General features: G+C 48.8%; 10 protein-coding genes. 6 read left to right on the top strand and 4 right to left on the bottom strand.

From position 1 onward, the window contains the following. The first annotated feature begins 136 nt into the window (after window positions 1–136). On the top strand, window positions 137–1282 hold the full coding sequence (locus tag NDI34_RS07125) for an ABC transporter ATP-binding protein (protein ID WP_190410340.1): 1146 nt from the start codon (window positions 137–139) through the stop codon (window positions 1280–1282). Window positions 1283–1296: 14 nt separating this feature from the next. Here the strand turns inward: NDI34_RS07125 and wecB are convergent, their stop codons facing one another. Continuing rightward, window positions 1297–2415: a UDP-N-acetylglucosamine 2-epimerase (non-hydrolyzing) gene (gene wecB, locus NDI34_RS07120; protein WP_190687408.1), complete on the bottom strand. Its 1119-nt coding sequence runs from the start codon at window positions 2413–2415 to the stop codon at window positions 1297–1299. A gap of 159 nt (window positions 2416–2574) precedes the next feature. Continuing rightward, on the bottom strand, window positions 2575–2949 hold the full coding sequence (locus NDI34_RS07115; RefSeq protein WP_190410337.1) for a hypothetical protein: 375 nt from the start codon (window positions 2947–2949) through the stop codon (window positions 2575–2577). A gap of 635 nt (window positions 2950–3584) precedes the next feature. On the opposite strand from NDI34_RS07115, the gene NDI34_RS07110 reads away from it, so the two are divergent. After that, window positions 3585–4976, top strand: coding sequence for a type IV pilus twitching motility protein PilT (locus NDI34_RS07110; RefSeq protein WP_348232273.1), 1392 nt, complete (start codon window positions 3585–3587; stop codon window positions 4974–4976). Between the two features lie 30 nt (window positions 4977–5006). Further along, the gene (locus tag NDI34_RS07105; protein WP_190437783.1) at window positions 5007–5789 is read left to right on the top strand and encodes a circadian clock KaiB family protein; all 783 of its coding nucleotides are present in this window, start codon (window positions 5007–5009) and stop codon (window positions 5787–5789) included. Window positions 5790–5932: 143 nt separating this feature from the next. On the opposite strand, the gene NDI34_RS07100 is transcribed toward NDI34_RS07105, so the two are convergent. After that, entirely contained in the window at window positions 5933–7456 is a 1524-nt protein-coding gene (locus tag NDI34_RS07100) for a thioredoxin-like domain-containing protein (RefSeq protein WP_348232282.1), read from the bottom strand. A 248-nt stretch (window positions 7457–7704) separates the two neighbouring features. After that, on the bottom strand, window positions 7705–9495 hold the full coding sequence (locus tag NDI34_RS07095) for a hypothetical protein (protein WP_348232272.1): 1791 nt from the start codon (window positions 9493–9495) through the stop codon (window positions 7705–7707). Between the two features lie 471 nt (window positions 9496–9966). Between NDI34_RS07095 and psaA the strand changes: the two genes are divergently transcribed. The 3 genes from psaA to NDI34_RS07080 all read left to right on the top strand — a co-directional run bounded on the left by psaA (window position 9967) and on the right by NDI34_RS07080 (window position 15459). Continuing rightward, entirely contained in the window at window positions 9967–12225 is a 2259-nt protein-coding gene (gene psaA, locus NDI34_RS07090) for a photosystem I core protein PsaA (RefSeq protein WP_190410333.1), read from the top strand. 81 nt (window positions 12226–12306) lie between these two features. Then, the gene (psaB, locus tag NDI34_RS07085; RefSeq protein WP_190410332.1) at window positions 12307–14520 is read left to right on the top strand and encodes a photosystem I core protein PsaB; all 2214 of its coding nucleotides are present in this window, start codon (window positions 12307–12309) and stop codon (window positions 14518–14520) included. 144 nt (window positions 14521–14664) lie between these two features. Further along, complete coding sequence (locus NDI34_RS07080; RefSeq protein WP_348232271.1) at window positions 14665–15459, top strand: class I SAM-dependent methyltransferase; 795 nt, start codon at window positions 14665–14667, stop codon at window positions 15457–15459. Window positions 15460–15489 lie beyond the last annotated feature (30 nt).

Raw genomic sequence — 15489 nt, 5'->3', positions numbered from 1 at the left:
ATAACAAGCTGAAATGCTTAATGAGTAAGAGTTTTGGTGTACCCCACGCGAACGAAGATTGCTAGAGGAACGTGGGCAGTAGAAACTAGGGCTTTGAACTATAAACTAATGACTAATTGACTCATCTCTAACAACAATGGCAAACGTTCGCTTAGAAGGAATTACCCGAAAATTTAATAATGCTACTGCGATTGAGGATATTTCCTTCGAGGTGCCGGATGGGCAGTTCTGGGTGATGGTGGGACCTTCCGGTTGTGGCAAATCCACGATTTTGCGGACAATTGCGGGTTTGGACACGCAAAGTAGCGGCAATCTCTACATTGGGAATGTCCTGATGAATGAGATTCCTGCTAGGGCAAGAGATGTGGCGATGGTGTTCCAAAATTACGCCCTCTACCCGCACATGACCGTTGCTAAAAATTTAGCTTTTGGTCTACGGATGCGTGGAACTGACGCGAAAACGATGCAGGAACGAGTAGAGACGGTCGCGCGATCGCTCGATATCGCCCATCTCCTCGACCGCAAACCCAAGCAGCTATCGGGGGGACAGCAGCAACGGGTGGCATTGGGGAGAGCGATCGCTCGTCAACCCCAAGTATTCTTATTAGATGAACCCCTCTCTAACCTAGATGCCCAGCTGCGAGACGATACCAGGGCAGAACTCAAGCAATTACACCAACAAGTGGGAATTACCACGATCTACGTCACTCACGATCAGGTAGAGGCGATGACCCTAGCGGATCGAATTGTGGTACTCAATCGCGGTCGGATTCAACAAATTGGCGACCCGCAAACAATTTATGCGCGACCGGCAAATTTGATGGTTGCTACATTCTTAGGCAATCCACCGATGAATATTCTCCACGCGACTTATACGGGTGAAGTTTTTCAGGTGGGGGATCAGGCTTTATCTTGTCCTCCAGCGCTTCAGGACAAGTTGCAACTCAGACAGGGACAGGGCATAGAGTTAGGGATTCGCCCAGAGCATATAACAACTAAAAATGAAAAATTAAAGATTAAAAACGAACAAGAACCCGAAGCCTTTGGTCGGGACGGGGTCTTGCCTCTACAGCACTCACTGCTGATGGTTGAGGTGAAGGTTGTAGAACCGCTGGGACGGGAGACACTGATTCGGGCGAATTTACCGGCGTCTGGGGTACCGATCAATATCCAGGCAGCTTCAGATTGGCGGGGTCATTCCGGCGATCGCATTTCTGTACAGCTCGACCTCAACCAGTTATTTGTCTTTGACCCCACCACGGGCGATGCTCTGTTTCCTTAAGAATTCGCGACTTGTTAACAGCTTTGGAAATGTTTCTCAACAACTTGCAATATTCTCTCAGCAGAACGACCATCGCCAAAGGGATTAATTGCCGTTGCCATTGCTTGATAAGCACTGCGATCGCTGAGGAGTTCTGTTGCCGCTGCAAGAATTTGATTGGGTTCTGTTCCTACTAATTTTGCAGTTCCCGCGGCTACCGCCTCTGGTCGTTCGGTGGTTTCCCTCAATACCAGTACCGGCTTCCCCAAACTCGGTGCTTCCTCCTGCAATCCTCCAGAATCAGTCAATACCAAATAACAGCGTTGAATCGCCCCCACCAGTTCGGCATAATCTAAAGGCTCTGTTAAGAAGATTCTGGGATGATTACCGAGAAGTTCTTGTAGCGGTTCTCTCACAGTCGGGTTGCGATGGAGCGGCAACAGTAATGCAGTATCCGAAAATTTATCTAATATTTGGAGAAATCCCTCCGCAATTCCCCGCAGGGGTTCTCCCCAGTTCTCGCGTCGGTGGACTGTTGCCAGTAGCGTGCGATATCCACTCCAGTCCAAACCGGGAATCGGGCAATCCGGCTGACTTTTCGCCACGGTTAATAAAGCATCGATGACTGTATTCCCAGTGTGGTGAACTTCGCCAGTGACGCCAGAACGTTGCAGATTTTCTACCGCTAGGGTTGTGGGGGCAAAATGCAGCTGAGTTAGCTGAGAAATTAATCGCCGATTGGCTTCTTCTGGGTAAGGATTAAAAAGCTCGTCGGTGCGTAATCCTGCTTCTACATGACCGACCGGAATTTTTTGATAAAACGCTGCTAAAGCTGCTGCAAAGGCTGTGGTTGTATCTCCTTGAACTACTACCAAATGAGGCTGTAACTGTTTAAATACAGTTTCCAATCCCCGCAAACTACGACAAGTAATATCTGTCAGAGTTTGTTGATGTTGCATAATTTCTAAATTTTGGTCGGCATTCAGCCCAAATAGCTGCATGACTTGCTCGACCATCTCTCGATGTTGACCCGTCAATATTACGTGAGTTTGAAAAGTTAGCGATTCCTGAAACTTTTGGATAACAGGTGCTAGCTTAATGGCTTCCGGACGGGTTCCCAGCGTGATGCAAACTTTGATAGGAGATGGCGGCATGGAAATTTAGCTTAATTGGGAATAATGAGGAGAGAAGGGCGATCGCACTTCTCTTCCCATCCTACGCTTGCCATTTTCCTACGAAAAGACCCGGCAGGTGCCGGGTCGCAGAACTCTTGCAGACAATAGACTAACTTTTTAAAAGCGTTCACAGGCCATTCAAGAATCTAGATCGCAGGTTAGTGGGCAAGCTGCATAGACAGAGGTATGTAGCGGATTGGCTTCACCATGCAGCCAGTGCAACCAACGAACTTCTTGAGGATTAACACCCTTCAGCGTTAGCAATGCGGCACCAGCGACAACTGCCAAAATATTCCCGCCAATTAAAGCTCCAGCGACCAACAAAACTGCGCTAACTGGCAGTACAGATTGTAAAGCGATCGCTAACAAAGCGCCAACCGTAACCATCAAAACAACTAAGGGGAAACCCACCACCAGCAAGCAAACCCCTAAAGTAAAAGTCCAGATCAAAAAGCTCTTGACCATAGACAATGAATACACTTTTGCCAAACCTTGATTGTGACTTAATTGCACGATTTTTTCTCCTGATAGTCAAAGAACAAATTTATATGCGGAAAATGACTTTTAATCGATCCCCTAGTATCGACTAAGTGAAAATCAGTATAGTTAATCCTTTTCTTTAGATGAGCCGTTCTTAACCAAAATTTACAGTCAATCCAGAAGATTTATGGATGCGAAACTTTTCCAAATGCTCTATATTAGACTGCCTTATAAAACGACCATCATCCAAAAGATAGAAATTTGAAGAGGTTCTAGGTTTCAGTCTTTTCCACCAATCGAGCAATTTTGTAGCCCAAGCAGTGGCAGAGCGAAACAACCAAACCCGCTTTCAGTACGCTTAACATATCTTATAACTTTCAACGGGTATTCTCATAAACCAGCTCATCTAGGGCTAACGGGTAAACCGCCGCCAGACGGCTAAGTTGCCACTGCTGCTGTTTTGAGCTGGTAAGAGAATTTTTGGTGTTGAATGTTAGCGAACCAAAAGTTTTGGGAAAACTAGGAATAGGAGTTTTTAAGGCTCCTCAAATAAAAGCTGTGGCGTGTTCCACCGAATCGCTTTGCATCTTAAAAGAACGTATTCGCGGGCTATCCTTAGCTTTTTTTGTAACGATTCCTACAAATTTTCAATCAGTGGTAGTTGAAAGATGACAGAACCGCAGCGTCCGCCCATGTCACCACCGCCTCCACCCCGCGTTCCCCCACCACCCCCGCCAGGAATGCGACCTCCGGCTAGGGATACAGCTGCCACCGTTTCCACTCAGCAGCAGCCCATGCAAACGATGCAGATGACTGCGCCGCCCTCTCCCCATGCAGCGGCAAGTGCAGGGGCAGCTTCTGTATCTGCTCCACCGAAAGCGGCTCCTCCAGCAGCGGGGACAGGAGTTCGATCCCCTGCTACAGCTGCCTCGGCAGCATCAGCAACAGCAGCAACGGTGGTGGCTCGAACGGCTGCAAGGGGTCCAGGTCCTAGTCCCGGACAGCCCACCTTGAAGGAAATCGTCGTCAAAGCTCATGAAAACGGAATTTCCGACATTCATGCAGGTGTCGGTGAAATTCCTCGCTACCGCAAACGGGGCGACATGGAGATGACCGATTATCCGCAGACGGATGAAGCGACATTCATGAGCTGGTTGCGAGAGGTGATGACTGATGCTCAGATTCGGGAATTTGAAGAGCGCTTAGACTTTGACGGCGTTACCCAGTATGAATTCTCTCGCGCCCGGATTAACGTGTTTGGTTCGATGCGCGGTCCAGCGATGGTGATGCGATTGATTCCAAACAATATTCTGACTTTGGAGCAACTGCGGTTGCCTGAGGTGTTTAAGGATATTTCCCATTACCATAAGGGATTGATTTTGGTCACAGGCCCAACGGGTTCGGGTAAATCCACCACGATGGCTGCCATGATTGACTACATCAATAAGGAGATGGCAAAGCACATCATCACGATTGAAGACCCGATTGAGTTTGTTCATACGAGTCGCAAGTCGCTGATTAAGCACCGGGAAGTAGGGTTGAACACCTTGAAGTTCGACAACGCGCTGAAAGCCGCTTTGCGGGAAGATCCCGATCTGATTCTGGTCGGGGAAATGCGAGATAAAGAAACGGTTAACACGGCTCTCAAAGCGGCGCAAACGGGTCACTTAGTGATGGGGACGCTGCACACCAATAGCGCTGTGAAAACGATTGAGCGGATTCTCAATCTGTATTCAGCAGAAGAGCAGCATTCGATGAAAATAGCGATCGCTGAATCTCTGGTGGCGATCATTTCCCAAGGATTGTGCAAAACGACCGATGGCAAGCGTGCGGCTTTCCACGACATCCTGATTAATACCGAAGCAATCAAGGACTACATTAAGGAGGGTAAATACGAAGATATTACCGGAATCATGCTAGGCTCCAGCTTTGACGGCATGATGACAATGAACAAAGCCCTCCTCGACCTCTACCATGAGGGTCGAATCACCGAAGAGACTGCTCTGGAAATGTCGCCCACTCCAAACGAGATGGCTCAGTTCCTCCGAGGTCGGGTGTAACAATTAAAAATGTAAAATTAAAAATTAAAAATGGAAGAAGGGTTTCTTCTTTCATTTTTATTATTTTGGCGCTTTTTCTTGACTCAAGATCCACTCTCTCTTCCCCAGCTCTTTAAAGGTATTGCCCTGTTTACGCCAGGGGGAGACTTAATTTATTGCATCGATCCCAATAAGCAGAGCCACTGGCACTTACATCTGTGTGCTGGACTTCAAGAAATGCTGGGATTACCCGAACCTCCCCATTTTTTAGTGCCAGCTTATACCGCGACGATCGATCGGTGGCTCGATCCTTACACCCAGCAGTTACGAATTGCCGCTGAGGTTTATTTGCCGGTACGACGGCATCAGGCATTGCTGAATGGGATTTTCCAGAATAGCAACTTGCAAAATTGGCAAGTTGCTCCTTGGCCTTCAGAACTAGGCGATCCTATCGTATTAGAAACTTATCGTCACCAATTTCCCCAACTTTGGGAAAATCACGATTTGATTGTGCGCTTAGAACGCACAGGTTTCCAGCCTTCATTCCGCCCAGTTTCGACGCCTGGGTATGTTCTGCGCCTGTTTGTTTCCGGTCATAATGGCTCGACCGAACACACTCTCCAAAGCCTGCATCAGTTGTTAGAGCAATCTCTGGGTCATCCTTACACTTTGAAAGTGATTGACATTTTCAAACATCCAGAACAGGCGGAGTCAAATCATATCTCTGCTACACCCACCCTTGTTAGAGTTTGGCCCGAACCTGTCCGACGAATTGTGGGGGATTTAGACAATATTGAGAGAGTCTTACAGGTACTTGGGGCTGTAGATTACTGAGTAGAGGCACACGAGTGCCGTGTAATACTATTTCACCTGAAGGTCGCTACAAATACATTTCTGGAAGCGGCTACTAACAAAATGCGATCGCTATAAGTCTTCTACAATCCAAAATCTAAACTCTCCATGTCTCGCCTCTTATTTTAATCAGCCGTAGGAATACAGACCTCTGGCGCACACAACCCCGGAAACTTCAAGGTTGTCACTTCCATCGTGGCGAGATCGACACGACGGATAGCATGGTTATTAGTATCGGCAATGTATAAATGAGAGCCAATCGCACTCACTCCTGAAGGCTCAAAAAATTGGGTGCTGGTGCCTTGACCATCTTGGTTTCCTGCCGTCCCATCCCCCAAAACCGTGTTACAAATGCCGGTCTTCGGGTCAACTCGCTTAATTTTGTGGTTGTAGCTATCAGCGACCCAGAGGTAATTCTGAGCGTATTCAACGCTTAAACAATGCTGGAGTCGAACCTCAAAGCCTTTACCATCAATATCCCCAAACCCAAATAGCTCACCACTGCCACAAATTGTTCGCACCTGAGCCTTTTCACCCAATCCAATGCCACGGATTGAGCTAATTTCGCTGTCGGCAACGTATAACTCTTGTCCGTCGGTGGTAATCCCGCTGGGTTGAGAAAAGGCAGATTCGTCTAAATTTCCATCAACGCATGATTCGGCTCCAATTCCTGCGTAGGTATCAATGATGCCGTTTTCCATCTGCATTTCCCAGATTTGGTGGACTCCTGCCATCGCAATAAATAAGCGATTTCCTACTTTTTCTAAATCCCAAGGAGAATTGAGCGGAGTTTCTCGTGCCGTACCCGTGTAGGAGCGAAGGTGATGGCTTTGTTCGCCAGTACCGGCAATTGTTTCAACCTTTTGATTCTTTAGATTGATCTGTCGCAGGGCATGATTTTCGGTATCGGCAACATAGAGAATGTCATTTTCTGCGTCGAGTGCCATACCTTGGGGAGCGAAAAATTGAGCATCTGTAAAGGAACCATCGGTTAAACCTTGTTTGCCAGTACCAACGATCTGTAGCAGTTTACCGGCAAGGGTAGCGATCGCAATCCGGTGATGTCCGGAGTCGGCGATGAACAGGCGATCGCGTGTTTCATCCGCTAACACTTTACCGGGAAAAGCCAGGGGTGTTACCAACGGTTGCCGCTGTTTTTCTAAAGTAAGGCTGAGTTCTTGAAAATTAATCGTTCCTCTCTCTTTGTGTTGTTGAATCAGCTGCAAAATCAGCTTCTCTACGACATCCTGATTTCCTTCCCCAGATACATAGCCGATGACGTAACCTTGGGGGTCAATCATCGTCAAAGTGGGCCATGCACGGACAGCATACTGACTCCAAATAGCAAAATTGCTATCGACGATAACTGGATGCTCAATGTCGTAGCGCAGAACTGCCTGACGAATGTTTTCAACTTCTTTTTCGTTGTCAAATTTGGCGGAGTGGACGCCAATCACCGTGAGGCTGTCTTTGTATTTCTGCTCCAGGTACTTCAACTTTGGCAGGACGTGCAGACAGTTGATGCAGCAATACGTCCAAAAGTCAAGAATTACCACTCGCCCTTTTAATTCACGTAGGGAAAGGGGACGATTTGTATTGAACCAGGTTTGGTTTTGGGGAAATTCTGGCGCTCTAACACGGGGCGTCATCATGTCTCCTTTTTCACTAACCGCGATGGGAACAGAGCGCTCCTCAAGAAGGATGTTGTAAAGCCGATACTGTTCGGTTAAAGATGAATCGGTGGGAATTTTAGATATTTAGAGACGCATTCGCGAAGCAGCACGGTAAGCCTGGGGCTTTCAGACAATCAATATCCATCTATGCTCCTAGGGGCAAGGACAAAGCCCGTGCCCCTACATCTGTTGTTGAGACCGATTTATGGATTCCTGAGCAATCTCTAAGGCGTTGCAGCTTCCCCTAGCTGAGCATCCTCTGGATTTTCCGCTGTTGGGACTTCTAGTTCCGGTGTTGCCGGTTTTGATTTTTGGAAGAAACGGCTGGGGATATCTGGCTCAGATGGAGCTTGGATAATCCGCAACGGTGGAGCCGCAGCAGGTTTAGGAATCAATACGTCCTTGATATCGGCTTTTGGTTTTGCTTGAGCGAAGGTTGGGGATGATTGAGCTGATTGGGTTGTCTCTTCAGTCTTCTGCTGTACAGAATCTGTTGGCTGAGGCGAGGACGGTGGTTGTAGCAAATCTGGTTGAGCAGGTACTACCTGAAGCGGCTCTTCTGGCGCTGGCGATGGGACTATTTCCGGTAAGGCTGGCGGTAAATTGCGCGTAGGAGTATCAACACCTGTATCTGGACGCCGGAAGCGATTGAAGAATCCGCCTTTGGGTTTCTCTACCTGCTTTGGCGCTGGGGACGCTGGGGGCGTAGATGGAACCGTTTCTACTTCAGGACTTGCTTCTGGACTTGGCGTTATCTCTGGTAAAGTCCCTGGTTGAGGAATCTTTTCTGGGGGTATGGCTAAGGAAGAAGGCTCCTCAATTGCCTCAGGCACTGGCAGTGCAGGTGGTAGGTTAACTGGAGCCTCTGAACGCCGAAAACGATTAAAGAATCCGCCTTGGGGTTTTTCTAACTGTTTTGTCGCTGGGGGTGCCTCGGCTGGCTTTGCTGGCTCAACTTCAGAGGACGTCGGTTCTTCTTTACTCAGCTGCGGCGCTGGTGTTTCTTCAACGGCAGGAAGCGCTAACGGTTCCGGTGTCGGCGTGACAGATGGCTCAGGGGTTGCCGTCGGCACTGGCGTCTTACCACTGTAGTTGGGGTTTACAATCCCGCGAGCAGCAGTCGCTGAGAGTTCCCCGCGTACCAATTTGGCAAGGGTATCTTTGCCTTTCGGTTCGTAGGTAATCAGCCGCACGGTGTTGTTGAAGACGTTTGTGACTGGATTTCCCTGTTCATCTAAAAATTCCAGTTGTACCCAGTTCTTCCCTGAGTTAAAGCCTTTGAGATAAAGGGGTTGCCATCTGTCCATGACAAAGCTTTGACCGTTTACGGTAACGCGAACTCGCCAGTCGGCAATTTCGTCGTCGGGATTGGACTGGGCGACCAAGTGCAGGGGGGCGTTAGTCAGGTAGAAGTCAAGCATGATTGGCTCGGCTCCATAACTGCCCGTGGGGCGGCTATAGGTCAACAGAGGCTGCCCTGGACCGGGGTTGTTGTCCGTTGTCTTGGTGAAAAGGTGAAAGGTTGTTTGGGCGTAAGCACCTTCGTTTTTGAAGCTCTCATGCCAGGGGCGGGAGGCAAAAACTCGCAGGGTGTGAGTTCCGGGAGCTAAATCTTCAAAGACTAGAGGCTGTTCTAAGTCATAAACGGCTTTGTAAGGCTGGTTGTCCAGGATGACATGTAAATGGGGGCCAAGACCGAGTTGGGGGTCTTTGAAGATGGGTAGATCCCGAACTTGGAGCCGCACTGCCACTGTTGTGTCTTGAAGAACTTCATCAGCTTGGGGACTGAGGATGGTGACTTGAGGCTGATAACTCTCCAACGCTGGGCGCAGCTGTTGAATGACCTCGGGGGGAGATACCTCTGAGATTTGCCCAGAGCTTAGAGAAGATGAGGGTTTGGAGGTACCTGATGGGGTCGTCAGGGCGCGATCGCCACAACTGACTAAACTTCCTACCAAAACAGTTGCCATCAGTAACGAAACTATCGTTCTTAGAGGGTTCCACCGGCGATTCATGCCCAACACGCACTCCTACTCCTTCCGCGACCAACATCAAAAATCAAGACCTGTCCATAGGGAACTATAGCCCAAAAGCATCAACTACACCCTCGCAATGCCGTGAATTTCAGGCTCTGACAACCCAGAAGACACGGATTTTAAATGAGCTAATCGTTGCGTTTTGTTAACTAAATTTAATCCCTCTTGACTTTTTAACACTAAATATGGAGGTGCAAGCTAAGTTGCATCAATACTTGACCAAATTTGAATTATTGTTAAGTGGCTCGAAATACCCAGTAAACCTAGTCCTATCATCTACAAAGATAGAGGGTGTGGTTTTACAACCCTTCCCTCTCAGCGAACCCTTTAAAACGGGTATTCCATAAATTGGGGAAAGTAGTTCTTCAAAGAGCCTGCTTTCCTACCCATTAAAATCTAATTTTCTAATGGGACAGAACTCGTTCCTTGTCTAGAGAGAGGAGAGTCCTCATGACAATCAGTCCTCCGGAGCGAGAGGAGAAAAAAGTAAGGGTTGTTGTCGATAAAGATCCAGTGCCTACTTCCTTTGAGAAGTGGTCGCAGCCGGGTCATTTTGACCGCACCCTTGCTAGAGGTCCAAAAACCACCACGTGGATTTGGAACCTTCACGCCCTCTCGCATGATTTCGATAGTCATACCAGTGACTTAGAAGACGTATCTCGGAAAATTTTTGCCGCGCACTTTGGTCACTTAGCCGTGATCTTCATCTGGCTAAGCGGTATGTATTTTCATGGCGCTAAGTTTTCAAACTACGAAGCTTGGCTAGCTAATCCTTTAGGCGTCAAGCCTAGCGCTCAAGTCGTTTGGCCTATCGTTGGTCAAGATATTTTGAATGCCGATGTGGGCGGTGGCTTCCACGGGATTCAAATCACCTCCGGCTTGTTCCAGGTTTGGCGGGCAGCTGGCTTCACAAACACATTCCAGCTGTACTGCACTGCCATCGGTGGCTTGGTAGCAGCAGCTCTGATGCTGTTTGCTGGCTGGTTCCACTATCACAAGCGGGCTCCCAAACTGGAATGGTTCCAGAATGTAGAGTCAATGCTAAACCACCACCTAGCTGGGTTGCTGGGTCTGGGGTGCTTGTCTTGGGCCGCTCACCAAATTCACGTGGCGCTGCCCACCAACAAGCTCCTGGATGCAGGAGTTGCCATCAAAGATATTCCGCTGCCTCATGAGTTCATCTTGAACCGTGACTTGATGGCCCAACTGTATCCCAGCTTTAACCAAGGGTTGACGCCATTCTGGACTTTGAACTGGGGCCAGTATGCTGACTTCCTGACGTTCAAAGGCGGTTTAAATCCCCAGACAGGTGGATTGTGGCTGTCAGATACGGCACACCATCACCTAGCCTTGGCAGTACTCTTCCTGATCGCCGGTCATATGTATCGGACGAACTGGGGGATTGGTCACAGCATTAAGGAAATTCTAGAGAACCACAAAGGTCCCTTCACAGGCGACGGTCATAAGGGTCTCTATGAAAACATGACCACATCCTGGCACGCGCAGTTGGGAACCAACCTTGCCATGCTGGGTTCTGTGACCATCATCGTGGCTCACCATATGTACGCGATGCCTCCGTATCCGTACCTTGCCACTGACTACGCTACTCAGTTGTCCATATTCACCCACCACATGTGGATTGGGGCATTCTTGATCGTTGGCGGAGCGGCTCACGCTACCATCTTTATGGTGCGGGATTACGATCCGGTAGTGAACCAGAACAACGTGCTGGATCGGGTGATTCGTCACCGGGATGCAATTATTTCCCACCTCAACTGGGTTTGTATCTTCCTAGGCTTCCACAGCTTTGGCTTGTACATCCACAACGACACGATGAGTGCTTTGGGTCGCCCCCAAGATATGTTCTCGGATACGGCGATTCAGTTGCAGCCGGTGTTTGCTCAGTGGGTGCAAAACCTGCACACTCTGGCTCCTGGTGGCACAGCTCCTAACCAGCTAGAACCAGTAAGTTATGCCTTCGGCGGCGGGATCGTTGCTGTAGGCGGTAAGGTGGCGATGATGCCAATCGCGCTGGGTACGGCGGACTTCATGATCCACCATATTCACGCTTTCCAAATTCACGTCACTGTTCTAATTCTGCTGAAAGGCTTCTTGTTTGCCCGTAGCTCTCGTCTGATTCCAGACAAGATGAATTTGGGCTTCCGCTTCCCTTGCGACGGTCCCGGTCGTGGTGGTACCTGCCAGGTCTCTGGTTGGGACCATGTATTCCTGGGTCTGTTCTGGATGTTCAACACCATTGCGATCGCGGTTTACCACTTCAGCTGGAAAATGCAATCCGATGTGTGGGGCACAGTCAATGCTGATGGAACGGTGGATCATATCACCGCAGGCAACTTTGCGATGAGTGCCATCACTATCAATGGCTGGTTGCGTGATTTTCAATGGGCACAAGCTGCTCAAGTAATTCAGTCTTACGGTACAGCCCTCTCAGCCTACGGTCTGCTGTTCCTGGGCGCTCACTTTGTGTGGGCCTTCAGCTTGATGTTCCTATTCAGCGGTCGTGGCTACTGGCAGGAGTTGATTGAGTCGATTGTTTGGGCTCACAATAAGTTGAAGGTTGCCCCTTCTATTCAGCCTCGCGCTCTGAGCATTATTCAGGGTCGGGCCGTTGGGGTAGCTCACTTCCTCCTGGGCGCGATCGTCACGATATGGGCGTTCTTCGAGGCGCGAATCCTTTCAATAGGATGATTTAAGCCTGAGTAACGAGTGCTGAGTAAAGAGTATGATGCTCTGAGTCCTCAGCACTCAGCACTGATAATTGAGGAGACTATGGCGACAAAATTCCCCAAATTTAGCCAAGACCTCGCTCAGGACCCGACTACACGTCGGATCTGGTACGGGATTGCAACGGCTCACGACTTTGAAAGCCATGATGGCATGACGGAAGAAAATCTTTATCAAAAGATTTTCGCTACTCACTTCGGTCATGTGGCAATTATCTTCCTGTGGGCCTCTAGCCTCCTGTTCCACGTCGCCTGGCAAGGTAATTTTGAACAGTGGATTAAAGATCCGTTGAATGTGCGTCCTATCGCTCACGCGATTTGGGACCCCCACTTTGGTCAACCGGCAGTAGATGCCTTTACTCAAGGTGGTGCGACTTTTCCAGTGAATATTGCCTACTCAGGTGTTTACCACTGGTGGTACACCATCGGTATGCGGTCAAATAATGATCTGTACCAAGGTGCAGTGTTCCTAATTGTCCTGTCTGCAGTCTTCTTGTTTGCAGGCTGGCTGCACCTACAGCCCAAGTTCAGTCCTAGCCTTTCTTGGTTCAAGAGTGCCGAGCCTCGGCTGAACCACCACCTGGCAGGTCTGTTTGGCGTTAGCTCCTTGGCTTGGGCAGGTCACTTGATTCACGTTGCGATTCCCGAATCTCGCGGTCAGCACGTAGGTTGGGATAACTTCCTGACAACGCTGCCTCACCCCGCAGGCTTGGGACCGTTCTTCACCGGCAACTGGGGCGTCTACGCTGAGAACCCAGAGGCTGCTGGTCATGTGTTCGGTACCTCTCAAGGTGCAGGAACAGCGATTCTGACGTTCTTGGGTGGCTTCCATCCCCAGACACAATCGCTGTGGCTGACGGATATGGCTCATCACCACTTGGCGATCGCAGTCATCTTCATCATCGCCGGTCATATGTACCGGACTAACTTTGGGATTGGTCACAGCATCAGAGATATGCTGAACGCCAAAAACTTCTTTGGCACCAAGACTGAAGGTCAATTCAACCTACCTCACCAAGGGTTGTACGACACCTACAACAACTCTTTGCACTTCCAGTTGTCTATACACCTGGCAGCGCTGGGAACTGCTACTTCCCTGGTAGCGCAGCACATGTATGCGATGCCTCCCTATGCATTCATCGGGAAAGATTTCACAACTCAAGCAGCGCTCTACACACACCACCAGTACATTGCTGGTTTCCTGATGCTGGGAGCATTTGCCCACGCAGGTATCTTCTGGGTACGTGACTACGACCCAGAACAAAATAGAGGTAACGTCCTCGATCGAGTACTCCAGCACAAAGAAGCGATCATCTCGCACCTGAGCTGGGTCTCCCTATTCCTAGGCTTCCACACCCTAGGTCTGTACGTCCACAACGATGTTGTGGTTGCCTTTGGGACTCCCGAAAAGCAGATTCTGATTGAGCCGGTATTTGCCCAGTTCATTCAGGCTTCTCACGGAAAAGTCCTATACGGCTTGGATACTCTCCTGTCTAATCCTGATAGCGTTGCCTCAATGGCTGGTGGGCCTTGGCTTCCCGGTTGGCTCGATGCTATCAACAACGGTACGAACTCTCTGTTCTTGACAATTGGCCCTGGCGATTTCTTGGTTCACCACGCATTCGCCCTCGCCATCCACACCACCACCCTGGTTTTGGTCAAGGGTGCGTTGGATGCTCGTGGCTCCAAGCTGATGCCCGATAAAAAGGACTTCGGCTACGCCTTCCCTTGCGACGGCCCCGGTCGTGGCGGTACTTGCGAACTCTCCGCGTGGGATTCCTTCTACCTCGCTGCGTTCTGGATGCTGAACACCATTGGTTGGGTAACCTTCTACTGGCACTGGAAGCATCTGGGCATTTGGCAAGGCAACGTGGCTCAGTTCAATGAGTCTTCTACTTACCTCATGGGCTGGCTGCGCGACTACCTCTGGCTGTACTCCGCTCAGTTGATCAACGGGTATAACCCCTACGGCATGAATAACCTGGCGGTTTGGGACTGGATGTTCCTGTTCGGACACCTAGTTTGGGCTACTGGTTTCATGTTCCTGATCTCTTGGCGTGGTTACTGGCAAGAGTTGATTGAAACCCTTGTCTGGGCACACGAGCGCACTCCTCTGGCGAACTTAGTTCGTTGGAAGGACAAGCCGGTTGCTATGTCCATCGTCCAAGGTCGCGTGGTTGGTCTAGCTCACTTTGCAGTTGGCTATGTCTTGACCTACGCCGCGTTCCTGATTGCCTCTACTGCTGGTAAATTTGGTTGATCTCCTGTAGTTCGCTGGATCAATGCATTTTAGGTAATTAAAACAAAATCCCCTGCCTTCTGGTAGGGGATTTTTTTATAAGGTTGTTTTGGCTAAAACTCTCAAGGAAAATGTAGCTTAAAATGGCGAAGTATTTTATATAAAATGTCTAATAAAATAGCAACTGTGAGTAACTTAAACATTAATGGCATCACCCATGAGCTAATAAAGATTCAAGAGCAAAATAGTAATTGTAGTTTATGGCAATTTAGAAGCTTAGTCAGCGCTAATCAATATCTTCGGCTATATAAAATTTTTTTAAAATATGTTCCTAAAGGAAGTGAAGTATTAGATTGGGGTTGTGGGAACGGTCATTTTTCTTATTTCTTAGTAAAGGCTGGCTATAAAACCTCTGGATTTGCTTTTGAGGACTTTTGTGTTCGGGAAACTCTAAACAGCTCAACTTATGAATTTAGAAAAGGGAGTGCTGAAGATCCAACAGCCATTCCCTATCCAGATAATAAATTCAATGCAATCGTATCTGTAGGGGTTTTAGAGCATGTCAGAGAGACTGGAGGAAATGAAATTACCAGCTTACGGGAAATCTTCCGTTTGCTCCAACCAGGTGGCGTTTTTATCTGTTACCATTTTCCGAATCAGTTTAGTCTGATTGAAGCGATCGCTTCCCGGTTGCCTAACAAATATCATCATCAATATCGTTATACTCGCCAGTCAATCAAAACGCTTTGCCAAGAAACCGGATTTGAGGTTCTAGAAGTCCAGCGTTATGGTTTTCTACCCAGAAATATGTGGGGCGTATTTCCCAAAGCAATCGGAAATTTCCCACTGCTGGCATGGAGTTGGGATTTTTTAGATGACATTTTGGCATATCCTTTCTCTGTAGTCTGTCAAAACTACTTGTTTGTCGCTAGAAAACCCTTGGCAAAATCCTCTGAATGATGATCGCAAGCCTTTGGTAGCAGCGTACAA

The organism is Trichocoleus sp. DQ-U1 (assembly GCF_039961925.1).
In the GTDB taxonomy this organism is placed as follows: domain Bacteria; phylum Cyanobacteriota; class Cyanobacteriia; order Cyanobacteriales; family FACHB-T130; genus FACHB-T130.
Note: the sequence above shows the minus strand (reverse complement) of the source record. Positions and strands in the feature narration are given on the sequence as shown.

Excerpts from the sequence above, each read along its gene's own strand:
- NDI34_RS07125 (WP_190410340.1), top strand. The coding sequence starts at position 137 with ATGGCAAACGTTCGCTTAGAAGGAATTACCCGAAAATTTAATAATGCT.
- wecB (WP_190687408.1), bottom strand. The coding sequence starts at position 2,415 with ATGCCGCCATCTCCTATCAAAGTTTGCATCACGCTGGGAACCCGTCCG.
- NDI34_RS07110 (WP_348232273.1), top strand. The coding sequence starts at position 3,585 with ATGACAGAACCGCAGCGTCCGCCCATGTCACCACCGCCTCCACCCCGC.
- NDI34_RS07105 (WP_190437783.1), top strand. The coding sequence starts at position 5,007 with ATGGAAGAAGGGTTTCTTCTTTCATTTTTATTATTTTGGCGCTTTTTC.
- NDI34_RS07100 (WP_348232282.1), bottom strand. The coding sequence starts at position 7,456 with ATGACGCCCCGTGTTAGAGCGCCAGAATTTCCCCAAAACCAAACCTGG.
- NDI34_RS07095 (WP_348232272.1), bottom strand. The coding sequence starts at position 9,495 with ATGAATCGCCGGTGGAACCCTCTAAGAACGATAGTTTCGTTACTGATG.
- psaA (WP_190410333.1), top strand. The coding sequence starts at position 9,967 with ATGACAATCAGTCCTCCGGAGCGAGAGGAGAAAAAAGTAAGGGTTGTT.
- psaB (WP_190410332.1), top strand. The coding sequence starts at position 12,307 with ATGGCGACAAAATTCCCCAAATTTAGCCAAGACCTCGCTCAGGACCCG.
- NDI34_RS07080 (WP_348232271.1), top strand. The coding sequence starts at position 14,665 with ATGTCTAATAAAATAGCAACTGTGAGTAACTTAAACATTAATGGCATC.